The sequence below is a fragment of the Pseudomonas sp. MWU16-30323 genome (genome assembly GCF_020515595.1).
GTDB lineage: Bacteria > Pseudomonadota > Gammaproteobacteria > Pseudomonadales > Pseudomonadaceae > Aquipseudomonas > Aquipseudomonas yamanorum.
The window spans coordinates 193599-219235 of sequence record NZ_JAIWYM010000009.1 but is presented as its reverse complement, the minus strand read 5'-3'; the positions used below and the strand labels follow the sequence as shown (position 1 = coordinate 219235).

26 protein-coding genes and 1 pseudogene are annotated in these 25637 nt (G+C 61.9%); 18 read left to right on the top strand and 9 right to left on the bottom strand.

The annotated features are described in order from the left end of the window. Window positions 1–90: 90 nt before the first annotated feature. The 4 genes from hmgA to LIY45_RS13875 all read left to right on the top strand — a co-directional run bounded on the left by hmgA (window position 91) and on the right by LIY45_RS13875 (window position 4767). A complete protein-coding gene (hmgA, locus tag LIY45_RS13890) occupies window positions 91–1374 on the top strand; it encodes a homogentisate 1,2-dioxygenase (RefSeq protein WP_226476662.1) in 1284 nt (427 codons plus the stop codon). Window positions 1375–1377: 3 nt separating this feature from the next. Next, a complete protein-coding gene (gene fahA / locus LIY45_RS13885; protein ID WP_226476661.1) occupies window positions 1378–2664 on the top strand; it encodes a fumarylacetoacetase in 1287 nt (428 codons plus the stop codon). Between the two features lie 12 nt (window positions 2665–2676). Next, entirely contained in the window at window positions 2677–3318 is a 642-nt protein-coding gene (maiA, locus tag LIY45_RS13880) for a maleylacetoacetate isomerase (protein ID WP_226476660.1), read from the top strand. A 63-nt stretch (window positions 3319–3381) separates the two neighbouring features. Continuing rightward, on the top strand, window positions 3382–4767 hold the full coding sequence (locus tag LIY45_RS13875; protein ID WP_226476659.1) for an aromatic acid/H+ symport family MFS transporter: 1386 nt from the start codon (window positions 3382–3384) through the stop codon (window positions 4765–4767). On the opposite strand, the gene LIY45_RS13870 is transcribed toward LIY45_RS13875, so the two are convergent. Then, entirely contained in the window at window positions 4691–5494 is an 804-nt protein-coding gene (locus LIY45_RS13870; RefSeq protein WP_017476041.1) for a transglutaminase family protein, read from the bottom strand. The genes LIY45_RS13875 and LIY45_RS13870 overlap by 77 nt on opposite strands. A gap of 186 nt (window positions 5495–5680) precedes the next feature. On the opposite strand from LIY45_RS13870, the gene LIY45_RS13865 reads away from it, so the two are divergent. Together LIY45_RS13865 and LIY45_RS13860 are read left to right on the top strand one after the other, a co-directional pair. Further along, window positions 5681–6700: a Glu/Leu/Phe/Val dehydrogenase dimerization domain-containing protein gene (locus LIY45_RS13865; RefSeq protein ID WP_010176963.1), complete on the top strand. Its 1020-nt coding sequence runs from the start codon at window positions 5681–5683 to the stop codon at window positions 6698–6700. A gap of 137 nt (window positions 6701–6837) precedes the next feature. Continuing rightward, window positions 6838–7563: a dienelactone hydrolase family protein gene (locus tag LIY45_RS13860; protein ID WP_226476658.1), complete on the top strand. Its 726-nt coding sequence runs from the start codon at window positions 6838–6840 to the stop codon at window positions 7561–7563. A gap of 264 nt (window positions 7564–7827) precedes the next feature. Here the strand turns inward: LIY45_RS13860 and LIY45_RS13855 are convergent, their stop codons facing one another. Next, entirely contained in the window at window positions 7828–8088 is a 261-nt protein-coding gene (locus LIY45_RS13855) for a YebG family protein (protein ID WP_003212789.1), read from the bottom strand. A gap of 455 nt (window positions 8089–8543) precedes the next feature. Here LIY45_RS13855 and LIY45_RS13850 point away from each other — a divergent pair, with 455 nt between their 5' ends. The 4 genes and pseudogenes from LIY45_RS13850 to LIY45_RS13835 all read left to right on the top strand — a co-directional run bounded on the left by LIY45_RS13850 (window position 8544) and on the right by LIY45_RS13835 (window position 10163). Beyond that, complete coding sequence (locus LIY45_RS13850; protein WP_226476657.1) at window positions 8544–8879, top strand: DUF6124 family protein; 336 nt, start codon at window positions 8544–8546, stop codon at window positions 8877–8879. A gap of 173 nt (window positions 8880–9052) precedes the next feature. After that, a complete protein-coding gene (locus tag LIY45_RS13845) occupies window positions 9053–9244 on the top strand; it encodes an antitoxin (protein WP_226476656.1) in 192 nt (63 codons plus the stop codon). Continuing rightward, window positions 9234–9502: pseudogene (locus LIY45_RS13840) on the top strand (type II toxin-antitoxin system RelE/ParE family toxin). Before LIY45_RS13845 ends, LIY45_RS13840 begins: the two are co-directional and overlap by 11 nt. Before the next feature lie 172 nt (window positions 9503–9674). Beyond that, window positions 9675–10163 (top strand): phosphate-starvation-inducible PsiE family protein, encoded by a 489-nt coding sequence (locus LIY45_RS13835; protein ID WP_017476044.1) that lies wholly within the window; start codon window positions 9675–9677, stop codon window positions 10161–10163. Here LIY45_RS13835 and LIY45_RS13830 read toward each other — a convergent pair. The 3 genes from LIY45_RS13830 to LIY45_RS13820 all read right to left on the bottom strand — a co-directional run bounded on the left by LIY45_RS13830 (window position 10160) and on the right by LIY45_RS13820 (window position 13510). Further along, entirely contained in the window at window positions 10160–10477 is a 318-nt protein-coding gene (locus LIY45_RS13830) for a DUF3509 domain-containing protein (protein ID WP_226476655.1), read from the bottom strand. The two genes, LIY45_RS13835 and LIY45_RS13830, sit on opposite strands and share 4 nt — an antisense overlap. Window positions 10478–10777: 300 nt before the next feature. Next, window positions 10778–12073, bottom strand: coding sequence for a serine/threonine transporter (locus LIY45_RS13825; RefSeq protein ID WP_226476654.1), 1296 nt, complete (start codon window positions 12071–12073; stop codon window positions 10778–10780). 60 nt (window positions 12074–12133) lie between these two features. Beyond that, window positions 12134–13510, bottom strand: a complete 1377-nt coding sequence (locus LIY45_RS13820) for an L-serine ammonia-lyase (protein WP_226476653.1) — start codon at window positions 13508–13510, stop codon at window positions 12134–12136. Window positions 13511–13647: 137 nt separating this feature from the next. Here LIY45_RS13820 and LIY45_RS13815 point away from each other — a divergent pair, with 137 nt between their 5' ends. Next, window positions 13648–14595, top strand: coding sequence for a LysR substrate-binding domain-containing protein (locus tag LIY45_RS13815; protein WP_017476048.1), 948 nt, complete (start codon window positions 13648–13650; stop codon window positions 14593–14595). Window positions 14596–14806: 211 nt separating this feature from the next. Further along, a complete protein-coding gene (locus tag LIY45_RS13810; RefSeq protein ID WP_017476049.1) occupies window positions 14807–15217 on the top strand; it encodes an HPF/RaiA family ribosome-associated protein in 411 nt (136 codons plus the stop codon). A gap of 68 nt (window positions 15218–15285) precedes the next feature. On the opposite strand, the gene LIY45_RS13805 is transcribed toward LIY45_RS13810, so the two are convergent. Further along, window positions 15286–16794, bottom strand: a complete 1509-nt coding sequence (locus tag LIY45_RS13805) for an MFS transporter (protein WP_226476652.1) — start codon at window positions 16792–16794, stop codon at window positions 15286–15288. 104 nt (window positions 16795–16898) lie between these two features. Between LIY45_RS13805 and LIY45_RS13800 the strand changes: the two genes are divergently transcribed. Next, a complete protein-coding gene (locus LIY45_RS13800; RefSeq protein WP_226476651.1) occupies window positions 16899–17771 on the top strand; it encodes a LysR family transcriptional regulator in 873 nt (290 codons plus the stop codon). On the opposite strand, the gene fecA is transcribed toward LIY45_RS13800, so the two are convergent. From fecA to LIY45_RS13785, 3 genes are all read right to left on the bottom strand, one after another. After that, the gene (gene fecA, locus LIY45_RS13795; protein ID WP_226476650.1) at window positions 17772–20117 is read right to left on the bottom strand and encodes a TonB-dependent Fe(3+) dicitrate receptor FecA; all 2346 of its coding nucleotides are present in this window, start codon (window positions 20115–20117) and stop codon (window positions 17772–17774) included. It abuts the gene before it with no gap. 90 nt (window positions 20118–20207) lie between these two features. Continuing rightward, window positions 20208–21149, bottom strand: coding sequence for a FecR family protein (locus tag LIY45_RS13790; RefSeq protein ID WP_226476649.1), 942 nt, complete (start codon window positions 21147–21149; stop codon window positions 20208–20210). Beyond that, window positions 21146–21634 carry a sigma-70 family RNA polymerase sigma factor gene (locus LIY45_RS13785; RefSeq protein ID WP_226476648.1) on the bottom strand — a complete coding sequence of 163 codons (489 nt, stop codon included), beginning with the start codon at window positions 21632–21634 and terminating at the stop codon, window positions 21146–21148. Before LIY45_RS13785 ends, LIY45_RS13790 begins: the two co-directional genes overlap by 4 nt. 159 nt (window positions 21635–21793) lie before the next feature. Here LIY45_RS13785 and LIY45_RS13780 point away from each other — a divergent pair, with 159 nt between their 5' ends. The 5 genes from LIY45_RS13780 to LIY45_RS13760 are packed head-to-tail and all read left to right on the top strand — an operon-like array spanning window position 21794 to window position 25552. Next, window positions 21794–22096 (top strand): DUF3649 domain-containing protein, encoded by a 303-nt coding sequence (locus tag LIY45_RS13780; RefSeq protein ID WP_017476055.1) that lies wholly within the window; start codon window positions 21794–21796, stop codon window positions 22094–22096. Further along, entirely contained in the window at window positions 22093–23667 is a 1575-nt protein-coding gene (locus LIY45_RS13775; RefSeq protein ID WP_226476647.1) for a PepSY-associated TM helix domain-containing protein, read from the top strand. The genes LIY45_RS13780 and LIY45_RS13775 overlap by 4 nt, the downstream gene beginning before the upstream one ends. After that, complete coding sequence (locus tag LIY45_RS13770) at window positions 23668–23994, top strand: DUF3325 domain-containing protein (protein ID WP_063033063.1); 327 nt, start codon at window positions 23668–23670, stop codon at window positions 23992–23994. 8 nt (window positions 23995–24002) lie between these two features. Next, window positions 24003–24566, top strand: coding sequence for an RNA polymerase sigma factor (locus LIY45_RS13765; RefSeq protein WP_226476671.1), 564 nt, complete (start codon window positions 24003–24005; stop codon window positions 24564–24566). Further along, window positions 24563–25552: a FecR family protein gene (locus LIY45_RS13760; protein ID WP_226476646.1), complete on the top strand. Its 990-nt coding sequence runs from the start codon at window positions 24563–24565 to the stop codon at window positions 25550–25552. Before LIY45_RS13765 ends, LIY45_RS13760 begins: the two co-directional genes overlap by 4 nt. The last annotated feature ends 85 nt before the right edge of the window (window positions 25553–25637 follow it).

The window sequence follows — 25637 nt, the reverse complement described above, 5'->3', positions numbered from 1 at the left end:
CGTCTTTATAGCTTGACGGTCAACAGGTATCAAATTACGTTATGCGTAACTGGATTACGATAAAAACAACTTCCGCTCAGAGGACGATCCATGACCCTCGAATACCAATCAGGCTTCGGCAATGAATTTGCCAGCGAAGCCCTGCCCGGCGCACTGCCGGTTGGCCAGAACGCCCCGCAGAAAGCGCCCTACGGGCTGTACACCGAACTCTTCTCCGGCACCGCCTTCACCATGGCCCGCAGCGAAGCCCGACGCACCTGGCTGTATCGCATCCAGCCGTCGGCCAATCACCCGGCGTTCGTCAAGCTGGAACGGCAATTGGCCGGTGGCCCGCTGGGCGCCGTGACGCCCAATCGCCTGCGTTGGAACCCATTGGACATTCCCGCTGAGCCGACAGATTTCATCGACGGGCTTGTCGGCATGGTCGCCAACGCCGGGTCAGAAAAACCTTCGGGCATCAGCATCTACACCTACCGCGCCAATCGCTCCATGGACCGCGTGTTCTTCAACGCCGACGGCGAACTGTTGATCGTTCCCGAGCAGGGCCGCCTGCGCATCGCCAGCGAACTGGGTGTGCTGGAAGTGGAACCGCTGGAAATTGTCGTGCTGCCCCGCGGCCTGAAATTCCGTGTCGAGCTGCTGGACGCACAAGCTCGCGGCTACGTCGCCGAAAACCATGGCGCACCGCTGCGCCTGCCGGACCTTGGGCCAATCGGCAGTAACGGGCTGGCCAACCCACGGGATTTCCTCACCCCCGTCGCTCACTACGAAGACCTCAAGCAACCGACCCTACTGGTGCAGAAATTCCTCGGTGAACTCTGGGGCTGCCAGCTGGACCATTCGCCGCTAAATGTGGTGGCGTGGCACGGCAATAACGTGCCGTACAAATACGACCTGCGCCGCTTCAACACCATCGGCACCGTGAGTTTCGATCACCCGGACCCGTCGATCTTCACCGTATTGACCTCGCCCACCAGTGTGCACGGCCTGGCCAACCTCGACTTCGTGATCTTCCCGCCCCGCTGGATGGTCGCCGAAAACACATTCCGGCCACCGTGGTTCCACCGCAACCTGATGAATGAGTACATGGGCCTGATCCAGGGCGCCTACGATGCCAAGGCCGAAGGCTTCGTGCCCGGCGGCGCGTCGTTGCACAGCTGCATGAGCGCCCATGGCCCGGATGGCGAGACCTGCACCAAGGCCATCAACGCGACGCTTGAGCCCCACAAGATTGATAACACCATGGCCTTCATGTTCGAGACCAGCCAGGTGCTGCGCCCTACACAATTCGCGCTGGAATGCTCACAGTTGCAACCTGCTTACGACGCTTGCTGGGCCTCGCTCCCTGCAACCTTCAACCCGAATCGGAGATAACCCATGACTCAGCCTAATCTCACCCGCAGTTGGGTGGCTTCCGCCAACGGTCACCGGGATTTCCCGCTGCAAAACCTGCCGTTGGGTGTGTTCAGCGTTAACGGCGCTGCACCGCGCAGTGGCGTGGCGATCGGCGACCATGTTTTCGATCTGCAGGCTGCTTTGGAGTTCTTTGAGGGCGAGGCCCGCCGTGCCGTTGAAGCCACTGCTGGTGGCCAACTGAATGCGTTTTTTGAACTGGGCCGTGGCCCGCGTGTGGCCCTGCGTGAACGCCTGCTGGAACTGCTGGCGGAAGGCAGCGACCTGCAAGGCAAACTGCAATCAGCGCTGCACCCGGCTGCCGCTTGCCAGATGCACCTGCCGGCCAAAATCAATGATTACACCGACTTCTACGTCGGCATCGAGCACGCGCAAAACGTCGGCAAACTGTTCCGTCCCGATAACCCGCTGCTGCCCAACTACAAATATGTGCCGATCGGTTATCACGGCCGTGCGTCGACCATTCGCCCGTCGGGCACCGATGTGCGCCGCCCTAAAGGCCAGACGCTGCCAGCCGGTCAAACCGAGCCGACCTTCGGCCCTTGCGCACGCCTGGACTACGAGCTGGAGCTGGGCATCTGGATCGGCCAGGGCAATGCCATGGGCGACTCGATTGCCATCGGCGACGCCGCTGATCACATCGCTGGTTTCTGCCTGCTCAACGACTGGTCGGCGCGGGATATCCAGGCCTGGGAATACCAGCCGCTGGGCCCGTTCCTGTCGAAGAGTTTTATCACCAGCATTTCGCCATGGGTGGTGACCGCTGAAGCCCTGGAACCCTTCCGCAAGGCACAACCGGCGCGCCCTCAAGGCGACCCGCAACCCCTGCCGTACCTGCTGGACAAGCGCGACCAGGCGGCCGGTGGTTTTGATATCGAACTGGAAGTGCTGCTGACCACCGCCTCGATGCGTGAGCAGAACCTGCCGGCCCATCGCTTGACCCTGAGCAACACCCAGCACATGTACTGGACCGTCGCACAAATGGTTGCGCACCACAGCGTCAACGGCTGCCAGTTGCAGGCCGGTGACCTGTTCGGTTCGGGCACCTTGTCGGGGCCGGAAGCGGGTCAGTTCGGCAGCCTGCTGGAAATCACCGAAGGCGGTAAAAAGCCGATCGAACTGGCCTCCGGCGAAGTGCGTAAATTCCTCGAAGACGGCGACGAAATCATCCTGCGCGCCCGCTGCAGCCGCGACGGGTTTGCCTCCATCGGCTTCGGCGAATGCCGGGGTACCGTGGTCGCGGCGCGCTAAGAGGGCAGGGGCATGGAACTCTATACCTACTACCGCTCCACTTCGTCCTACCGGGTGCGGATCGCGCTGGCCCTCAAGGGCCTGGACTTCACCGCCGTTCCGGTCAACCTGCTGGTGCCCAAGGGCGGCGCCAACCGCCAGCCGGAATACCTGGCGATCAACCCGCAGGGTCGTGTGCCGGCCTTGCGCACTGATGAAGGTGATGTGTTGATCCAGTCGCCGGCAATCATCGAGTACCTGGAGGAACGTTATCCACAGGCGCCGTTGCTCTCCACGGATCTGGCGACCCGCGCTCATGAGCGCGCGGTGGCGTCGATCATCGGTTGCGACATTCATCCGCTGCACAACTCCAGTACCCAGAATCTGCTCAAACAGTGGGGGCACGATGAGGCGCAAGTGCTGGAGTGGATCGGGCACTGGATCAGCCAGGGACTGGCGGCGGTGGAGCAGTTGATCGGTGATCAGGGGTATTGCTTTGGCGAGCAGCCGGGGATGGCGGATACGTTTTTGATCCCACAGTTGTATGCGGCCGAGCGGTTCAAGGTGTCGCTGGCGGCGTACCCGCGCATTCAGCGGGTAGCGGGATTGGCGGCGCAGCATCCGGCGTTCATGGCGGCTCATCCCGCCAACCAACCGGATACCCCTCCAGTCTGATCGTTCCCACGCGGAGCGTGGGAACGATCTACACCACTATAAAAACAATACAGGTCCCTTGCGATGCACAATCAGATTGCCAGCTTTCGTGCGGCACTCGACGCCCGCCCGGTGTCGCGCTATCAGTGGTTGATTCTCCTGTTGCTGGCATTGTTGCTGGTCACCGACGGTTACGACGCCCAAGTCCTGGGCTATGTAGTCCCGGCGCTGGCCAAGGACTGGGGCCTGGAAAAGGCCGCCTTTGGCCCGGTGTTCAGCGCCAACCTGCTGGGGCTGACCCTCGGTTCCCTGGCCGTCACACCGCTGGCGGACCGCTTCGGTGTACGGCGCATCCTGCTGTGCTGCGTGCTGATCTACGCCAGCCTCACGGTGCTGATGGTGTTCGCCAATTCCCTGAATACCTTGATGGCCGCCCGTTTCATCTGCGGCATCGGCATGGGCGGTGCAATGCCCAGCGCCATGGCCTTGATGTCGGAGTATTCGCCGCCACGCATGCGAACCTTGATGGTGACGCTGGCGGCCTGTGGCTTCTCTTTCGGCGGTGCGGCCGGTGGTTTTGTCGCGGCCGGGTTTATCGACAGCTTTGGCTGGCAGGCGGTGTTCCTCGCCGGTGGTGTGACGCCGTTGCTGTTGTTTCCGTTTCTCGCCTGGATGCTCCCTGAATCGCTGCCGCGCTTGCTGCGTGACGCGCCGCCTTACGCGCGCCTGCAAAAAGTCACCGCGCGGATGCTGCCAGGCTGGCAACCGCCGGCGGCGAGCGAGGCAGAAAACCGCCAGGAGCAAGGCAGCAAACTGACGGTGGTGGAGCTGTTCCGCCATGGTTATGCGCGCCCGACCTTGCTGCTGTGGGCGACGTTTTTTGTCAGCCTGATCCTGCTGTACTTCATGATCAGCTGGCTGCCTTCGCTGTTACTGGAAAGCGGCCTGGGCCTGAATGAGGCCAACCTGGTGACCTCGATGTTCCTGTTCGCCGGGACACTGGGCGCCATCGGCATGGCCTGGTTTGCCGATCGGTTGAAAAGCAAAGTCCGCCTGCTGTCCGGCGTGCTGGCAGCGGCTGCGGTGTGCACCATTTTGCTGGGGCTGAATCACGACAACCCGCGTTATCTGGTGGCCTGTGTGTTTGCGGCGGGCTTCTGCATCATCGGCGGTCAACTGACCCTGAACGCGTTCGCCAGTAACTTCTACCCGGCTCACGTACGGGCCACCGGTACTGGCTGGGCGTTGGGCGTCGGGCGGTTCGGTTCGATCCTGGGGCCATTGTTTGGCAGCCTGTTGCTGGCGATGCACATACCGGTGCAGCAGATTTTCTTCTTCTGCGCGATTCCGGCGGTGATTGCGGCGTTGTTGATTATCCAGGTGCGCTCGCCAGTCAATGCACCACAGAGTTCGGCGGCAAATGCCCCAGCCGTTCGGTCAGGCGCAGACGCTGGATCGGGTCTTCGCTGAGCATCAAGGCATGCTCCAGGTCAAAACGCTCGGCATTCGGGCAATCCAGACGCTGATACAAACTGGCCCGGGCCAGGTAATCGGCGGCGCTGGCATTGCCCAGCTCCAGCACGCGTTCGGCGTCCACCAGGGCGGCCAGGTGGTCGTCGTTGGACAGGTGCAACTGGCGCAGATTGCGTGACAGCCGTTGCAGGATTGATCGCGGCTCGGCAGTGTGCAGGTGGTCGGCCTGCAACTTGAGATTGGGGCCGTACTGGCGAGTCAGCAGGTCGCGGCAATCGTTGGGGTACAGACGTCGGCCGCCGCACGGGTCGAGCAGGTGATCGGCACCCGGCACCCGCAACAGGAAGTGCCCCGGGAAGTTGACGCCGACCAGCGGAATGTCCAGGCGTCGTGCCAGCTCCAGCGCAATCAGCCCCAGGGCCAGCGGCTGCCCGCGTTTGCGCTTCAACACCTTGTCCAGCAGGGCGGCGGCGGGGCGCAGCGGGGTGTGGTCGTCCTGGGCGAACCCCAGGTCATTCATGCGCCGCAGCAAGGGTTGCCCGAGTTCATCCGCCGGCAGCACCGGCAGGCTGAGGCTGACCAACTGCTGCAACACCTTGAAGTCCTGCAGGATGGCCACGGGGTCCACCGCCGGGTCGTGCTCGGCCGCCATCCACAGCGCGGCTTCAAACAGCGCGGGCGGTGACCGTTCCAGGCAGGCAAAAAAAGCGTCGCGGGGCTTCATTGGGTTCTCCGGCGGATGCCTCGTTTTAGCCTTGCTGTGAACTTTCGTCCAGTGCCTTTAGAAGCGTCCTACTTGTTTATGTCGCAAACCCTTTAAAACCGGCGTCCTTATTCCTGCGCGCTTCAGCAGGCTTTCGCAGGCAGTCCTATACTTGGCGCCTACCAGAAGTGATTCGGGAGCCCGACGATGTTTGCGCTCATGCACAGCACACGCCTTGAATCGCTGCACCTGAGTGTCGACCCTGCCACCGGGTTAAAGGCGGTCATTGCCATCCACAACAGCCGCCTGGGCCCCGCCCTTGGAGGTTGCCGCTACCTCTCTTACCCCGACGATGAAAGTGCCGTGGCGGATGCCGCGCGCCTGGCCCAGGGTATGAGCTACAAGGCCGCGCTGGCCGGTTTGCCGGTGGGTGGCGGCAACGCGGTGATCATCCGCCCCGCCCATGTGGAAAGCCGCGCCGCGCTGTTTGAAGCCTTTGGCCGCTGCATCGAGCAACTCGATGGCCGCTACATCACCGCCATCGACAGCGGCACCTCGGTGGCCGACATGGATTGCATCGCCCAGCAGACCCGCTATGTCACCAGCACCACGGCGGCCGGCGATCCGTCGCCCCACGCGGCGATGGGCGTGTTCGCCGGCATCCGCACCACCGCCATGGCCCGCCTGGGCAGCGATAACCTGGAAGGCTTACGCGTGGCAATCCAGGGCCTGGGCAACGTCGGTTATGCCCTGGCCGAGCAACTGCACGCGGCCGGGGCTGAATTGCTGGTGAGCGACATCGACCACGGCAAGGTGCAACTGGCCATGGAACAGCTGGGCGCGCACCCGATTGCCAATGAAGCCTTGCTCAGCACCCCGTGCGACATCCTCGCGCCCTGCGGTGTGGGCGCGGTGTTCAACCGCTACACGGTCGCCCAGTTGCGGTGCGCGGCGGTGGCCGGCTCTGCCAGTGCGCAACTCACCAACCTGCAAGTGGCCGATCAACTGGAAGGCCGTGGGATTCTTTACGCGCCGGACTACGTGATCAACTCCGGCGGCCTGATCTACGTGGCCCTCAAGCACGGCGGCGCTGAGCTGGAAACCATCACCGCGCACCTGTCGAACATCGGCACGCGCCTGACCGAAATCTTCGCCCATGCCCAGGCTGAAAAACGCTCACCCGCGCGGGTAGCGGATGAGCTGGCGGAGCGCTTGCTGTACCGCTGAAGATAATCGCTGCTTAACCGTCGACGTGTAACTGTCATTCGCCCTGCGTGGGAAATAGATGGTTACACCCACGTAGCCGTGCACTTTACTATTGTGGTTGAACGCTAGATTTCTCAACTCCCGAGACAGAGGTTGGCATGTCCAAACAAACAGCAGGGCGCTCCAGCGGGCGCATGATTACCTTCAAACGCCCGGATGGCGCGGACGTCAACGGCTACCTGGCCAGCCCAGCGGTACTCGAAGGCGCGCCGGCGATCGTGGTGATTCAGGAATGGTGGGGCGTCAACGAGCAGATCAAGGGCGTGGCCAATCGACTGGCCGAGTGCGGCTACCGGGTGCTGGTGCCGGACCTTTATCGCGGCGCGTCGACGGTAGAAGAGGAAGAGGCCCATCACCTGATGGATGGGCTGGATTTTGGCGATGCGGTTTCCCAGGACATCAAGGGCGCCGTGCAGTACTTGCAGGCAGATTCGAAAAAAGTCGGCGTGACCGGTTATTGCATGGGCGGGGCGTTGACGTTGCTGGCGTTGAACGCGATTCCGGAAGTGGCTGCGGGCGTGGTGTGGTACGGCTTCCCGCCGCTGGAATACCTGGATGCGTCGAAAATCAAGGCGCCGCTGATTGGGCATTGGGGCACACAGGATGCTTTCTTCAACATCGACACCGTGGCGGAGTTGGAGTCGAAACTGCATGGGGCGGGTGTGGACGCGACTTTCCATCGCTACCTGGCACACCATGCGTTTGCCAATGAAACCGCGATTGGCGATGGGCGTATATCCGGCACGCAATATGATGCCGCCTGGTCGCAACTGGCGTGGGACCGCACGTTGACGTTCTTCGGCAAGACGTTATGGCAGGCGTAACGCATGTGAAAGGCATCAACGCATAACCTGTGGCGAGGGAGCTTGTTGTGGCGAGGGAGCTTGCTGTGGCTGAGGGGGCTTGCTGTGGCGAGGGAGCTTGCTCCCGCTGGGCTGCGCAGCAGACCCAAAAGCTTGGGAGCGCTGCGCACTCCAGCGGGAGCAAGCTCCCTCGCCACAGCATGCTCCCTCAGCCACAGCATGCTCCCTCAGCCACAGCAAGCCCCCTCAGTCACAGCAAGCCCTTTCGCCACTAAAGGCAATGCATCACTCAGCCGCTGGCTGCCCGATCTCCGCCAATGCACTCGCATTGTTCTTGAACGCCGCCGCAAATGCCGCGCGGTTCTTGGCCATGAAAATACCGGCATCTTCAGCCTGCTTCTCGCTCAAGCCTTCGACGTTTTTCAACAGCACTTCCATCAGGGACTCTGCCAGTTCAAGCATCTGGTCGTGTGCGTCGGCAAGTTTGCGATCCACGAATGTAGTCTCCAGGTCACGGGTACTGCGATACAGGGTTTCAACAGCCATTTTTCGGCCTCGTCATCGGTGCAGTATTGAAGGGAGTTGCCCTTGGTTCGAGTGTCGCCAAGCGTTCTCGCGACTACTGTATTTATATACAGCTAAAAGCATAAGCCAATCCATGGGCTTTGGGTAGTGGCTTTTTAATGTAGTTGGAATCCGGGGGTTTGCAGCAAGAGAAATTTCTGACAACTTGCCGGGGTTGCGCCGGCTTCGTCCGTTCGCTTACCTTCCTCGGGCGCTGCAAATGCAGCGAACGGGCTTGGCGGCTCGGTATAAGGCACAACAGCATCCCCCACACGATTGCAGGCGTTTTTGCGCCTGAACTCCTTTTTACGGTGGGTTGCGCAGGGACCCTTCAGGGTGCCGGGTTGTTCCTTTACCGGTCCGCCAACCTTGTGCAATCCGCCACCCAAATCTGCTTGGCGGCAGACGGTGGCGGTTCCATTTAAAGGAACTGTTCGATGAAAAAGCTTACCCCGAGTCCCCCTTACGATTCACACACTGACACCCGTCTTCAAGCCGCCGCCAACCGCGCAATTGATCACTATCTGCGCCCTGAAACACCTGAACCACCTCCCGAACCCTCCTCGATTCTTTTCAGCGTTACGCCCAATGCCGACACGGAAACATTACTCGCCAACGCCAGCGAAACCTTGAACAGTGCCCGTGAAATGGCCAGCAGCCTGGCTTTCGAGCTCGAGGGGCCGCAGCGAAGTTTGCTTTTGGCGATCCATCAACTGCTGGAAATGAGTGGTTTATTGGTCGGTCAAGCGCTCGATCAGGTCGCGCCAACCTGAACCGGTATTCCAAATAAGCGGAGGAGGCAGGCTAAGTACGCTCGTGCGAGGCCTGTTCTTTTCAGTGGTTGAGTCCAAACGGCGACTTTTTCTGTTACTCACTTCATCGCTTGACCCACGACAGTGAAAAGTCTAGCGACTAGACTCCTTTCTCATCGACAACGGAGGCCCCTATGAGTACTTCCTTTTTCCCTCGAGCTCCCCTGACCGAAACCGAGGAGCAAGCTGCCAGCTACGACCGCTGGTTTCGTGCCAAGGTGCGAGCCGCTTTGGATGATCCTAGTCCCGGCATCCCTCACGATCAGGTGATGGCCGAAATGCAGGCGCTGATCGAATCTAAACGCAAGAAAGGCGATGCTGATTGAATGGGCACCCGCTGCGCGGGCGCAACTCTGGAAATTCTTGATTACATCAGCGATCGCAATCCCAATGCAGCTCTTGAGCTCAACCGAGCAATAGAAGCCTCAGTATTGGCCCTCTCCCGCAGACCTCATCTTTACCGAACAGGCCGTGTTGGTGGCACACGAGAAATGGTCGTGCATCCCAACTACCTGGTGGTTTACCAAGTCACCGACTCTGTTCGGGTACTGGCGGTTTTACACGCGCGTCAGCAATACCCTTGAGAAGCTGATTGTTGGGACGAGGAGCGTTTTTTGTTCTCCTTGCCCTTCGCACGTGCCTAATGTCACCCCGCCAGCCTCTCACTCCCTGTTCCCTGGCCTTTTTTCTGCATGCAGGGAAACCGTCACGTCCAACCCGCATTATCCGGTCGAGCCGACCTAAGGAAGCATCATCGTGAAAATCAACTGGGCTGAAAACCTGCGCAAGACCGTGCACCACCTGGCCGAGTCCTTGGGAAATCTGTTCGTCGAGACCTTCCACTACCTGGCGTTGTTCGCCATTGGTGCGGTGACCGCCTATGCCGCGGTGATGGAATTTCTGGGGATGCTGGAAACGGGGCACATCAAGATCGATGACATCTTGCTGCTGTTCATCTACTTGGAGTTGGGGGCGATGGTCGGGATTTACTTCAAGACCAACCACATGCCGGTGCGCTTCCTGATCTACGTGGCGATCACTGCGCTAACGCGCCTGCTGATTTCCAACGTCTCCCACCACAACCCGCCCGACCTCGGCATCATCTACCTGTGCGGTGGGATCCTGCTGTTGGCGTTCGCGATTCTGGTGGTGCGGTATGCCTCGTCGGCATTTCCGTCGGTGAAGGTCGAAGGCCCGCGCCGCAAAGGGCAAGCGAGCCTTGAAACAGAGAAAGGCGAGCTTTAAAGCCTGGCACTCAGCGGCGGCCGGTTGACCGGCGGCCGCTGCAACACTTTGTGACTGTCCCCGTCGGTCATCACCGCCAATATCTCAATGGCGCTGTGCCCCTGCTCAATCGCAATCCCGAATTGCACACTCTGCACCAGGCGTTTCAGGCGCTGCGGGTCGTTGCGTTGTTCGGCGCTGATCATGCGTTTGGCCACGACGCCGTCTTCATCGGACAGGGTCAGCATGATGCTGCCGTCCAGCCGCTGGATGCTTAAATTGACCCGGTATTTCGGGGCGAAGGTGTCGGTGATGATCTGAAAAGGGTTGTCCATGGTGCGTTACCGCCTGATAAGAACATGCAGTCATTGACGACCGGTGTCGGGATTAGTTCGCGTTTCCTGACCACTGGCCATTCGCTCGCTGAGGTTTTCACAAGGTCCGTTTTCCTCAGTAGCTGTACAGCAAAGGGCGTGCCGTACAGCAATCTGCCTGCCATCGAATGACCCTTGTGGGAGCGGGCTTGCTCGCGAATGCGGTGTGTCAGCCAATGAATACTCGGCTGAAGGACCGCTTTCGCGAGCAAGCCCGCTCCCACATTGGATTGGCGGTGTTTTTGCGCGCGGTGATCCGTTTCAGGGCATGACCGAAAAAACGATCGCAGACAGCGCAATCAGACCGATCAACACCACAAACACGTTGGACGCCTGGCCCGAGTACTGGCGCAAAGATGGCACTCGGCGGATGGCGTACATCGGCATCAGGAACAACAAGCAGGCGATGATCGGCCCACCCATGGTTTCGATCATGCCGAGGATGCTCGGGTTGAAGGTGGCCACGGCCCAGCAGGTCAGGACCATAAACAGCGCGGTGCAGCGCTCCAGCCACTTGGCGGACATCGAACGGTTGCGCCCGCGCAGGGATTTGACGATCAGGCCCTGGAAGCCTTCGCTGGCGCCGATGTAGTGGCCCAGGAAGGATTTGGTGATTGCCACCAGCGCGATCAGCGGTGCGGCGTAGGCGATGACCGGGGTCTGGAAGTGGTTCGCCAGGTACGACAGGATCGAGATGTTCTGCGCCTTGGCGGCGGCCAGGTCAGCCGGCGACAGGGCCAGCACGCAGCTGAAGCAGAAGAACATCACCGTCAGCACCATCATGCTGTGGGCCGTGGCCAGGATGCCGCTGCTTTTGCGCTCGGCCTGCGGGCCGTACACGCGTTTCTGGTCGACGGCGAAGGCGGAGATGATCGGCGAGTGGTTGAAGGAAAACACCATCACCGGGATTGCCAGCCACAAGGTCTTGAAGAAAGCCGGCAGCGCCATGCCTTCGCGGGCGGAGGCGAAGAACGCGCCGTTCCAGTTGGGGATCAGGCTCACCGCCAACAGCAGCAGGGCGGCGACGAACGGGTACACCAGCACGCTCATGGCCTTGACGATCACGCCCTGGCCGCAACGCACGATGGCCATTAAACCGAGGATCAGCACCAGCGACAGGATCGCCCGTGGCGGCGGCGCCAGGTGCAGTTGGTGTTCCATGAAGCTGGTCAGGGTGTTGGTCAGCGCCACGCTGTACACCAGCAGAATCGGGAAGATCGCGAAGAAGTAGAGCAGGGTGATCAGCTTGCCGGCGCCGATGCCGAAGTGTTCTTCCACCACGTCGGTGATGTCGCCGGATTTGCCCGACAACACAAAGCGCGTCAGCCCACGGTGGGCGAAGAAGGTCATCGGGAAGGCCAGCAGCGCCAGCACGATCAACGGCCAGAAGCCGCCGACGCCGGCGTTGATCGGCAGGAACAAGGTGCCAGCACCGATGGCGGTGCCGTAGAGGCCGAGCATCCAGGTGGTGTCGTGTTTGTTCCAGCCTTGTGTAACGGTGGTCGGCGTCAGGTCTACAGCGGGATTTTCGGCAGCAGGTGTACGTACATCGGTCATCGTTATTGCCTCGTTATTATTTTTGCGCGGGCTCACGTTGGGGCGATCAGGGAATGCTCCTCAGCACTCCACCCAGCTGACGGCCAGGCCGCCCCGTGAAGTTTCTTTGTATTTGTCGTGCATGTCGGCGCCGGTGTCGCGCATGGTGCGGATCACCCGGTCCAGGGAGATGAAGTGTTTGCCGTCGCCGCGCAGGGCCATTTGCGTGGCGTTGATCGCCTTGACCGCCGCGATGGCGTTGCGCTCGATGCACGGCACCTGGACCAGCCCGCCAACCGGGTCGCAGGTCAAACCCAGGTTATGTTCCAGGCCGATTTCGGCGGCGTTTTCCAGTTGCTCCGGGGATGCGCCGAGCACGTCTGCAAGGCCGGCAGCGGCCATGGCGCAGGCGGAACCGACTTCGCCCTGGCAGCCGACTTCGGCGCCGGAGATCGAGGCGTTTTTCTTGCAGAGGATGCCGACGGAGGCGGCAGCCAGGAAGAAATTCACCACGTCATCGTCGGACGCGTCCGGGTTGAACTTCATGTAGTAGTGCAGCACTGCCGGGATAATCCCCGCCGCGCCATTGGTCGGTGCCGTCACCATGCGCCCGCCGGCAGCGTTTTCTTCGTTGACGGCGAGGGCGAACAGGTTGACCCATTCCATGGCCGACAAGGTTGACGTGATGACGTTGGGCTTGCCGATTTCCAACAGGCTGCGGTGCAATTTCGCGGCGCGCCGTGGCACGTCCAGGCCACCGGGCAAGATGCCTTCGTGGCGCAGGCCTTGTTCGACGCATTCGCGCATCACGGACCAGATATGCAGCAGGCCGCTGCGGATCTCGGCATCACTGCGCCAGGCCCGTTCGTTGGCCATCATCAGTTCGGAAACCCGCAGGCCGTGCTTGTTGCACAAGGCCAGCAGCTCGACGGCGCTGGAGAAGTCGTAAGGCAATTGCACTTCGCTGGCCGGTGCAATGCCGGATTCAGCTTCCGCCGCTTCGATGATGAAACCGCCGCCCACCGAGTAGTAGGTCTGTTCGCTCAACAGGCCGTTTTCGCCGTAGGCATGCAGGGACATGGCGTTGGGGTGGTAGGGCAGGCTTTCGTCCAGCAGCAGGAGGTCGTGTTGCCAGTTGAAGGCAATCGACGTGCGGCCGCCGAGCAGCAATTGACCGGACTCCCGCAGCTGTTGGATGCGTAGGCCGATGCTGGTGGGGTCGATGCTGTCTGGCCATTCGCCCATCAGGCCCATCACACAGGCGCGGTCGGTGGCGTGGCCGACGCCGGTGGCGGACAGCGAGCCGTACAAACGCACTTCGACGCGACGGGTTTCGTCGAGCAATTGCTGGTCGATCAACGCCTGGACGAAGGTCGCCGCTGCCCGCATCGGGCCGACGGTATGGGAGCTGGAAGGCCCAATGCCCACTTTGAATAGATCGAAAACACTGATAGCCATGCTAAACCCTTACAAGCAATGGAGTAGGAATCGCTGCCATCTTTTGTAGGACAAGCGGAATTGGCGCGATACTGAGCCTCTGGATCGGCACTGACCAACGAATTATCCTAAGACACCCTTTAGCAGGACTAAACCCTATGGCTCGCCCGCTTCATGGCCAGACTTACGTCTGGTTGCACGTTTTTTCCTGCGCGGCTCGGCATTTGTCGTTCACCCGCTGCGCCGAGGAACTGCACATCACCCCGGGCGCAGTCAGCCAGCAAATACGCCAGTTGGAGGAGCGGCTGGGCTTTCGCCTGTTCCATCGACGGGCGCGCGGGGTTGAGCTGAGCGCAGAAGGCCAGCGGCTGGCGATCACTGTGGGCGAGGCTTATGGCAGCATCGATGCCGAGTTGCAGCGGCTGGATGCCGGGATGATCAGCGGCACCTTGCGCTTGCGCTCGATCCCGTCGTTTCTCGGCAAATGGCTGACCCCGCGCTTGCCACGTTTGCAGCAGCGGTTCCCGGATATCCAGCTGCGCATGGTCGCCGAAGACAGCAGCGTTGCCCTGCATGAGGGCGACTTTGACCTGGCCATCGACCTGAACGATGGCAGCTATCCCGGATTGTTATCCACAGCCTTGCTGGACGAGCAGATCTTCCCGGTGTGCGCACCGAGCCTGTTGCGCGGGCGGCCGCCGCTGCATGGCCCCGCCGACCTGGTGCATTTCCCGCTGCTGCACGACATTACCGCCTGGCGTGGGAGTTATGAGTACGCGGAGTGGGAGTTCTACCTGAATGCCATCGGCTACGACGCCGCCGACGTACGGCGCGGGCATACCTTCAACCGCAACCACCTGACCATCGAGGCGGCGATTGCCGGCATGGGCGTGGCGATTGCCCGGCGCACCTTGCTCAATGACGAACTGGAGCGCGGTACCTTGATCGTGCCGTTCGGCCTCGCCGTCCCCAACCACAAACGTTATGTGCTGCTGTACGCACCAGGGGCGCTGAGCCATCCGGGCGTGCGGGCAGTGCATGACTGGCTGGTGGAGGAAGCGGAGATTTTTCGCGGATTGCACCCCTTGGGAGAGGGGCAACGGTAAGGAAGTTGGCGGTAAGAAGATGTAACCAACTCCCCACCCTAACAGCGTTTTTGGTTGTAGTCAGGGTTAATTTGTAATGTGGGATTTATCTTTGCAAAGGGGTTGAAATGTTCCTCGGTCTGCTCAATTGTGTAATCAGGAGGTCATGGTTTTCACCCATCCGGTGAAGCAGGAATGGCCTTCGGCGAGCTAGCTGAAATAAGGGAAAACTATGCAAATCCAAGTCAATAGCGATAACCATATTGAAAGCAGCATCCGACTGGAGGAGTGGGTACGTACCACCATTGAGAGCACGCTCGAACGTTATGAAGAAGATCTGACCCGCGTCGAGGTTTACCTGCGGGACGAGAACGGTGACAAGCCCGGTCCACACGATCTGAGTTGCCGACTGGAAGCACGGCCAAAAGGCCATCAACCGATTTCGGTCCTCCATAAAGCCGATACGCTGGAACAGGCGATCGATGGCGCCGCTACCAAGCTGGAGCATGCCCTGGAGCATCTGTACGGCAAACTGCGCGGCAAACCACGCGCCGCGGGTCAAAGCCTGCCCACTACCAAGGCCGACGAGGCCGAGCTTGAAGAGGAATTCCTGGAAAACGAACAGGCTGCGCTTAACGGCTGATAGCTGATACTTTTTCAACCCCACTGAAAACGGGCCTGCAGATGCAGGCCCGTTTTTCGTTTAAAGCGTCAGCGCGGGCTGCGCCGGAAAAAACAGGCGCTCAAGGCCGACAGTGCGCACGCCCCCAAGCCCGCATACAGCATGGCCCAACCGGCACCGTTGCGCAGCGCGGCCTGGGCAATCACCGGGCCCTGCGGCAACACCTCCAGCTTGCCGGCGGCGATGTCCTGGCTGAGGGTGGCCAATGGCGCGGTGTCGGGCAATACGCCCGCCAGGTAGTGAGCGATCCCGAGTATCAACACCAACCCCATCAGCGCGATGTTCAGTGCGAGTGTGATCAGCCGTGCACTGAAGTCGATGCCCGAGGCCATCCCCGCGCGGTCGGGTGAGACTGAGCCGGTGGTGGTGTTGGTGGTGGGCGAGTTGGTAAACGCCAAGCCGCTGCCGGCAATCCCACAGGCGATCAGGATCGATACCACACTGGGCTGGCCGCTATGGTTGATCGCGGCCATGGCGACAAACCCCACGCCCATCAGGCCCAGGCCCAACGGAATGATGCGTTCGGCGCCGCAGCGCAGGGCCAGGCGCTCGGCCAGCGGCGGCACCACCAGCGTGGGCAGGGTGTAGGCGAGCAGGGCGAGCCCGGTGAGCATCGTGTCGTAGCCCAGGCCGGCCTGGAAATACAGCGGCAGGTAGATCATGAAGGGCCAGAAACTGAAGTTCATGCCGATCGAGCCCATCAGCGCGCCATTGAAGCGCGGGATGCGAAACACCGAGAAATCGAACATCGGATGTGGGCTGCGCCGTTCGACAACCACGAATAACAGCAGGCTGGCCACCGACAACCCGGCCCAACCGAGCATCGCCGGGGTGGCAAAGCCGCTCTCGGTGCCCTGGGTGATGAAATAGACCAGGGCGAACACCGCCAGGGTCAGGGTGGCCATGCCGGCGATGTCGAGGCGGTGAGCGGCCGGGTCGCGGGATTCCTGCACGCTGATGCGCAGCAACACCAGGGTGAACAAGGTCAGCGGCACATGCACCAGGAACACCCAGCGCCAATCTGCGACGGCCAGGATCAACGCTCCCACCATCGGCCCGAAGCCAAGGCCCACACCCGCTATCACACCCCACACCGCAAAGGCTCGCGCCCGCGCCGCCGGCTCGCGGAACTGGTGCGACAGGATCGCGAACTGGCAGATCATCATCGCCCCGCCACCCACGCCCTGGACAAAACGCGCCGCGATCAGCGTGGACGCATCGTTGGCCAGCCCACAGGCCAGCGACGCCAGCCCGAATACCCACAGGCACAGCACCAGCATGCGTCGGCGGCCAAAACGATCGGCCAATGTGCCGGCGGCCATCAGCACGCTGGTGCAGGCCAGGGTGTAGGCATTCATGATCCATTGGGCGTCCTGGAAGCCGGTGCCCAGTTGCTGTTCGAGGGTGGGCAGGATGACCGGCACGCTGGAAATCTCCAGCCCGAACATCAGCGCCACCAGGCACACGGCGGTGAGCGCCAGGCCGTCTCTGGCGGTACGCGGCGGGTTGATGGCGGATACAACGGCGTCGGATGACATGGCCTCTTCCTTTCGATGGGGGAAGGTGTCATTTTCACGGGAATTTGATTCTTTATTAGCGATACTTATTCCTGCAATAAGGGAATTTAGGGCGACAAACAACCATGGCCACTCCGCGTTTTGATGGTGTTGAATTGTTTTTGCAGATCGTCGAGAGCGGCAATCTGACGGAGGCCGCCGAGCGGCTGAACCTCACGCGCTCGGCGGTGGGCAAAGGCCTGGCGCGCCTGGAGGCGCGGTTGGGCACGTCCTTGTTGCAACGCTCCACCCGGCGTCAGCGTCTGACCGAGGACGGGCAGGCCTATTACGAGCATTGCCTGCGCGCGCTGGCGGAACTGGAAGCCGCCGAATCGGTGCTGGAAAGTGGCCGTCAGCAGCCACGCGGACGGTTAAGGGCCAGCTTGCCTTTGGCGTTCGGCCACCATTATGCGGCGCCGGCGTTGTGGGGGCTGATGGACCATTTCCCGCAACTGGAGATCGAGATTTCCTTCTCCGATCGACTGATCGACCTGGCCCAGGAAGGCTTCGACCTGGCGGTGCGCATCGGCGAATTGCCCGACACCGATCGCTTGAGCGCTCGGCGCCTGGGCGAACAGGCCATCGCCCTGGCGGCGTCACCCGCTTACTTGCAGCGTACGGCCCGGATCGACTCCATCGCGGACCTTGCCGGGCACCGGGGCATTGCCTACCGCTGCAATGCCCCGCACCGGGAGCGGGTGACCTCGCCATTGATTCTGGATGACCTGCAGGCCGTGGCCGATGCCGCCATCGCCGGGGTCGGCCTGGCCTGGTTGCCCAGCTGGCTGATCGCCCACTACGTACTGCGTGGGCAACTGCAGGCGGTACTGCCGGACCACCGCGAGCAGCCGATGCCGATCCATGTCATCTGGCCCACGGCGACGCACATGCCGGCCAAGACCCGGTGCGCCATCGACGCGTTGGTGGCCGGCACACCGTCGTGCCTGGCGGGTAGCTGATCAGAACGCGATGGACGTCTGCACATACAGCGTGCGTGGCTCGCCGACGTATTTGCCCTTGTTGTTATCGTCAAACGAGCGGGTGTAGTACTGCTTGTTGAAGATGTTTTTCACACCCACCGCCACGTTCAAATCCGACAGCTGCGGGCCAAAGTCATACGCCGCGCGGCTGCTGAACAGCATGTAGCCAGGGATGCGCCCGGTGCTGCCGTCGGCGCTTTCTGCTTCCGTGTTGGCGTTGTCGGCGAACTGGCTGCTCTGGTAGCTGCTGTCCATATTCAACTTCCAGCGACCTTCGGTGTAACCCACGCCCAGGGTGCCTTTGTGCTTGGAGGAGAAGGGCACGCGGTTGCCTTTGTTCGGGCCGTCTTCGCGGATGGTGGCGTCGACGTAGGCGTAAGTGGCGTACACATCAAAACCCGCCAGGGCCGGGCTCAAGCCGTCGAGGGCATAGTTGATGCTGGACTCGATGCCCTGGTGACGGGTTTCGCCACGGGCAATCACCGTGTCGTTGGTCTGGTTGCTGTCGTACTGGTTGTCAAAGTTGATCAGGAACGCACCGATCTCGGCCCGCAGGGTGCCGTTGTCGTAACGGGTGCCGAGCTCCCAGGTGCGGGCTTTTTCCGGCTTCACTTCGCCACTGGTCACGCGGTTGGGCATCTGGCTGTACTGCACGCTGCCGAACGAACCTTCGGTGTTGGCGTAGAGGTTCCAGTCGTCCGTCAGGTGGTAGAGCACGTTCAACGCCGGCAGGGCGGTGTTGTAGTCACCCTTGTATTTGACGTTGCTGAGGTTGTTGGTCTGCTGGGACTCGATCATCTCGTAGCGGATGCCTGGGGTGATGGTCCACTTGCCGATATCAATCCGGTCGTCGACGAAGAACGCATTGGCTTCGGTGCTGCCCCGGGTGTCGCGGTCGTTGCGGCTGTCGGTGGTGGGCAGTTGCTGATTGGCGGTAATTGGCGTGCGGTAGCGCATTTCGTGGCCGGCTTCGTTGATGTAGCGGTAGCCCACGCCCACTTCGTGGGTGGTGGGGCCGAGGTCGAAGCCTTGGGCGAAACGGGTTTCCAGGCCGCGCACCCAGTACTCGCGAGGCGACAGGGAGAGGAAGTTGCCCTGGTCCAGGTAACCGCTGCGCAGCGTGGTGGTGAAGAAGCTGTTGACGGTGAATTCCCGGCGATCTTCCTGGTAGCGGTAACCGGCGTTGAACATCGTGCGGCGACCCCAGAACTGGTCGTAGGGGCGGGTGGACTGGTACGGGTCGGCCTTGTAGGCGGCAGCGCTCAAGCCACCGGGCATATCGGCCTTGCCTTCGTAGTACTGCGCCATGGCGTTGAAGCTGTTGGCGTCGTCCAGTTGGTACTTGCCCTTGAGGATCAGGTCGTCGATGCGGGTGTCGCTGTTTTCGCGCCAGTCACCGCCACGGGTGCCGGAATACAGGATGGCGCCGCCCAGGCCGTTATCTGCGGTGCCACCGGCCAGCAGGTTGCCGGTGGTCTTGAAGCCGTCGTGGCTGGAGGACGGGCTGGTTTCGGTCTGCAGGCCGCCTTTCACCGTCGGCGCATCGGGAATCGCGCGGGTGACAAAGTTGACGATGCCGCCGACGTTCTGCGGGCCATAACGCACCGCGCCGCCGCCGCGTACCACGTCCACCGCGTCCATGTTGCCCATGCTGATGGGCGCGAACGACAACTGCGGCTGGCCATACGGCGCAAACGGCACCGGGATACCGTCCATCAATACGGTGGAGCGCGAGGCCAGGCGTGGGTTGAGCCCGCGAATACCGAAGTTCAGCGCCATGTCGTGGCTGCCGGTGCCGTTGTTTTCCGGGGCGTTGACCCCGGGAATGCGGTTGAGCACATCGCGGGCCTGGGTGGCGCCCTGGCGTTCGAATTCTTCGCGGCGGATCACGTCCCGGGCGCCCGGGTGTTCGAAAACGTTGGTTTGCGCCGCGTCCCCCAGCCAGTCGCCGACCACGTTGGAGGTGCCCAATTCAAGGGTGGCCGGAGCATTCGCCGGTTGCAGGCTGAAGGCATTGTTGCCCTCGGCGCGGGCTTGCAGGCCGGTGCCTTTGAGCAAGGCATTCAAGCCTTCTTCAGCGGTGTAGTTGCCTGACAGGCCGTGGCTTTGCACGCCGGCGGTCACATCGGAGCCAAATGAAATCAGCACGCCGGCTTCACGGCCAAATTGGTTCAACGCTGCTTCAAGTGACGTAGGGGCGATGCGGTAGGGCTTGGCATCGGCCGCCATTACGTAGGGCAGGGTGCTGAAACTGAGGCTGGCCCCCAACAACAAGTGGCGCAGGGTGCGGGCGAGGGGCGTCAGGCGAGTCGGTTGCTGGGGCATGAAGTGCGGTCCTGAGAAGGTAGGATCAAGGTGGCTTTCCTTCTCTGTCACGCGAGGTGCGGAAAATGGCTCACGGGTTTTGAAAATAATTCAGGCGCGGGATTCGACGGTGACCCAGTAGCGGGTAAATCGCCGGACCTTGACCGGCAGGCTGACTTGCAGCAGGTCCAGGATTCGCTCGCTGTCGTCCAGCGGGTAGCTGCCGGAAATCAGCAGGTTGGCCACTTCCGGGTCGCAATGGAGCTGGCCACGGCGATAACGGCTCAGTTCGGCGAGGAAATCTTCCAGGCGCATGTGGGCCGCCACCAGCATGCCGTCGGCCCAGGCACCGCTGCCGGCATCGGTGGGGCGTGCGGTGTCCCAGCCTTTGCGGGTGAAATTGACCTGATGGGCTTTGTCGACGGACAGCGGCAAACCGCTATAGGTGTTGGGCATGACGTCGACGTGCCCGTCGAGCACTGCCAATTGGGTGTGATCATTGAACTGCCGCACGTTCAGCCGTGCCGCCTGGGGGCTGAGCAGGCCCTGGGCGGTGACGATCCGCAGCGGGCTGTTGCCGGTGTTGGCGGTCAGTTGGATTTCGCCTTCGAGCAGGCGGATCAAGCGTTGCTGACCCTCAAAATGCACATCCACCGCACTGCCGGTGTTGAGCTGCAACTGGCTGCCATCCGCCAGTTGGAACGTGCGCCGCTGGCCGATGGGGCTGCGGTAGTCGGCACTCAACGGCGGCAGGATATGTTGCTGGCGCAAACCCCAGGCCGCTGCCGACCCGGCGCCGAGTATCAGCAACAGCTTCAGGGCCTGGCGGCGACTGTTGGATTTCGGTGCATTCAAGGCCGCGTGAGCCAGGGGTGATGGCATCCCGCGCAACCGCTGGTTCACCCGCTGGATTTGCTCCCAGGCCCGCTGATGTTCGCTGTGGGCGTCCAGCCAGTGTTGCCAGGCCGCCTGTTTGCGCGGGTTGAGTGGGCCCTGCTGCATTTCCATCAGCCAGTGCACCGCTTGTTCGGCGACTTGCGTTGAGACATTCATAGGGCGAAGTAGCAGCGCATCGCTGCTTTGTTCAGGTGGCGCTTGACCGTGGCGATGGAGATCCCCAGTTCCGCGCCGATTTGCGCGTAGGTCAGGCCGTCGAGCTGGGCCAGCAGGAACGCGCGTTTCACCAGGGGCGCCAAGCCATCCAGCAACTGGTCCAGCTCCATCAGGGTTTGCAGGATGATTGCCCGCTCTTCTTCCGACGGTGCCGCGTACTCGGGCATTTGCGCCAGGGCGTCGAGGTAGGCGCGCTCCAGGTCCTGGCGGCGGTAATGGTTGAACAGCACACGTTTGGCGATGGTGGTGAGGAAGGCGCGGGGTTCGATCAGCGTCGGGGTTTCCCGTGCGGTGAGCACGCGAATGAAGGTGTCCTGGGCCAGGTCGGCGGCGCTTTCCGGGCAGCCGAGCTTGCGTCGCAACCAGCCGGTGAGCCAGTGGTGATGGTCGTGGTACAGGACTTCGACAGTGTTGGACGGCTGCAACGCGCACACTCCGGCAGCATGGGCATGCTTTAGAGAACAAGAATTGTTCGCATTGTAGGGCGCGTAGGCGGGTTCGGCAATTGCCAGTGATGCGTTCTCTTTTGCTTATGAGAACCTTTATCATTAATATTGCGCGCTGACGAACCTGGCGCCTTGTGCATGAAACGCAAAACTTCACTTCCCGTTTCCTACCGTCTTGCCGTGACTTCGCGGGTATTGGCGGCTGTGGTCGGCGGTTACCTGCTGGCGTCCCTGGCCAGCGTGTGCATGGCGTTCTGGTTGCCCACCAGCCGCGCCGATGCAGTGATCAGCGGCATGCTGAGTTCGTTTGTGTTCTATCTGCTGGCGGTGATCTGGTGTTTTGCCTGCCGCACTGCCTGGCGTGCCTGGTTCGGCGTGTTGCTGCCCAGCGCGATGCTGGCCACGTTCGCCGGGTTGACGTACTGGATGGCACGCACATGAAAGAGGGCTTCCGTCAGGCCATGGCCTGGTTGCACACCTGGGCTGGGCTGATCTTTGGCTGGCTGCTGTTTGCGATTTTCCTGACGGGCACCTTGTCCTATTTCAAGGACGAAATTACCCATTGGATGCAGCCCGAAGTGCAGGCGCATCCCGTCGACAACGCCCGTAGCCTGGCCGCCGCCCAAACCTATCTGCAACAACAGGCGCCCAATGCTGCGCGCTGGTTTATCACCTTGCCAAGCCGCCGGGAGCCGGGCCTGTCGGTGATGTGGCAAGACAAGGTCGACCCGGGCAAGCGCGGCAATTTCATCGAAAAACTCATCGATCCCGTCAGCGGCGAGCAGATCCAGGCCCGGGAAAGCATGGGCGGCGAATTCTTCTATCGCTTCCACTTCCAGCTGCAAATGCCCTATCCGTGGGGCCGCTGGCTGTCGACCATCGCCGCGATGGTGATGTTCGTGGCGCTGATCACCGGGATCATCACCCACAAGAAAATCTTCAAGGACTTCTTCACCTTCCGCCCGCGCAAAGGCCAGCGCTCCTGGCTCGACGGGCACAACGCCGTGGGCGTGCTGGTGTTGCCATTTCACTTGATGATCACCTACAGCAGCCTGGTGATTTTCATGAGCATGGTGATGCCGGCGAGCATTCTCGCCTCTTACGGCAACGACACCCGTGCGTTCTTCAATGATGTGTTCCCGGCCACCGACAACGCGCCAGCCCTTGGCCAACCCGGGCAGCTGTTGCCGCTGGGGCCGATGTACGAGCAGGCGCGTGAGCAATGGGCCGGTGGGCATGTCGGACGGCTGGTGGTGAATAATCCAGGCGATGTGAACGCCTCGGTCAATGTATTCCGCGCCGGGTCGGATCGAGTGGTGCACGACTTTGGCAGCACCGTCTCATTCAACGGCACCACCGGCGAGCTGCTGCGGGTCAGCGGCGAGCAGTCGCTGCCGGCGGCAATGGGTGGCAGCTTCTACGGTTTGCACATGGGCCACTTCGCCGGCCCGGTATTGCGCTGGCTGTATTTCATCTGCGGCCTCGCGGGCACCGCGATGATCGGTACCGGGCTGGTGATGTGGCTGGGCAAGCGTCAGCTCAAGCACGCCAAAACCGGTGTGATGCCCTTTGAACTGCGGTTGGTGGAAGTACTGAATATCGCCAGCATGTCCGGCCTGATGATCGCCATCGCCGCCTTCTTCTGGGCCAACCGCCTGTTACCGGCCAGCTTTGCCGGGCGCTCGGACGGGGAAGTACAAGCCTTCTTTATTGCCTGGGGCTTGAGCGTTGTGCATGCGATTGTCCGCCAGGGTCGCCGCGGCTGGGTTGAGCAATTGAACCTGGGCGCGCTGCTGTTTATTGGCGTACCGGTGCTCAACGCGCTGACCACGTCCCAGCATTTGGGGGTGTCCCTGGCCAACGGCGATTGGGCCATGGCCGGCTTCGACCTGACGTGCCTGGGCAGCGGCGTGTTCCTCGCCTGGGCTGCGTGGAAAATGCAGCACCGCCGTGTCCCTCAGCCCAAGGCCGAACGTGCCCGTCCACTGACCCTCAAGGGCGAGGTGAACTGAATGCTCCTGGCGCTGCTGCTGTGTTACGCCGGGTTTACCGCGTTGTGCCTGTCCATGGACCGGCACCATGGCGAATTGCTGCACAGTAAACCCACGCCCCGTCGGCGCCTGGGTTTGCGCGTGGGCGGCTGGTTGCTGTTGATCGTCTCGATCTGGCCGGCGGTGCTCGCGACCGGCTGGAGCCAGGGCCTGGTGGAGTGGTGCGCGGTGCTGATGCTCAGCGGGTTGCTGCTGGTGTTGCTGTTGCCGTATCGGCCAAGGCTGGCCTTGATCCTGGCGGGCGTCGGCCTGCTGGCCAGTCCGGTTGCGGCCTTCGCGACCCTTTGAGTCCACCGTTGATGATCTCCACGCCTCCCGAACCTCAAGAGCCGCACGCAGACGCGGCAGGCGGCCGTGCGCATTTCCTGCAGGTGTTCCTGTCCCAGCGTTCGCAGATGGAAGCGTTGGTCAGTCGCCGGGTGGGTTGCCGTGCGACGGCGGCGGACCTGGTGCAGGATTTGTTCCTGCGCTTCTGGCGCCGGCCACTGGTACAGGTCGAGGAACTCAGCACTTACCTGCTGCGCTGCGCCGGCAATATCGCCATCGACCACCTGCGCAGCGAAGGCGCCCGGGTGCGCAGCAGTGAAGGCTGGCTGCCGGAACAGCAGGACAACCAGGGCTCCGAGCCCCAGGCTGCGCTGGAGGCGGGCAACGATCTGCGCCATGTCGAAGCGGCCCTGCGCAGCCTGCCGGAACGTACCCGGCAGATTTTCCTGCTCAACCGCATCCATGGCCGCAAGTACGCGGAAATCGCCAAGGCCATGGGCCTGTCCCAAAGTGCCGTGGAAAAACATATGATGCGTGCCCTCGAAGCCTGCAAGGCCAGCCTTCGTGAACCATCGCCAAGGAAAGCCCCGTGAACGCCACTGCCCGCGTCACCCCGACGCCCGACCAGGAACAGGCCGCACTGGCCTGGCTGAGTTTGTTGCACGACCAGCCCAGCAGTGGCGACCAGGCCACGTTCAGCCATTGGCTGCGGGCCGATCCGGCGCATGTCGAGGCCTACGCCCAGGCCCAGGTGCTGTGGGAATTGAGTGAAGTACCGGCCAGAACGTTGGCGGATGAGGATGCCCTGGCGTTGCAGGGTTACTTGAGCGCGATGAATACCTCGAAACGCTCCAGCGTGCGGCGCTGGTCTGGCGCCCTGGCCATGGCCGCCTGCCTGATGCTGATGATCTCGATGGGCGCCGGCTGGCAGCCGTCGCGCTGGGTCGATGATTTCGGCGCGGATTACGTCACCGCGCCGGGTCAGGTGAAGACCGTGACCCTGGCCGATCAAAGCCAGGTCACTCTGGACGCCGACAGCGCCATTGCGGTGGATTTCAGCCATGGTGAGCGCCATATCCAACTTCGGCGTGGCGCCGGCTTTTTCAGTGTGACCCACACGGGCGAGTCCTTCGTGGTCGAAGCGGGTAGCGGTGAAGCACGGGTGCTGGGCACTCAATTTGAAGTACGCCTGCAACCGGCGGGTGCGCAGGTGACGGTGTTGTCCGGCCGGGTTGGCGTTACGCCATCCAAGTATGGGCAGCAACAGATTCTGACGGCCGGCCAGCAAGTGGCCTACGCCGATGGTGTCGCCGATGAGCTGCACGCGGTCGACAGCGAATCGCGCCTGGCCTGGCGCGATGGCTGGCTCAACTACTACAAGGCGCCCCTGGCCGACGTAGTGCAAGACCTCGGCCGCTACTATCCCGGTCGTATTCTCCTGCTCAATGACGACCTCGGCGCTCGGCGTGTCAGTGGCAGTTTCCCGAGCAAGGATCCCCAGGCGGTGCTCAATGCGCTGCAGGCCGTCTTGGGGTTTGAACAGCACACGCTGCTCGGTCGGATGATCGTATTGCGCTAGGTACAGAGCGCTACGCCGCAATAGCGTAGCGCTGTCATTACTTGCACCTTCCTTCCTCGAAGATCCCCACGCCTCGGCACATCGG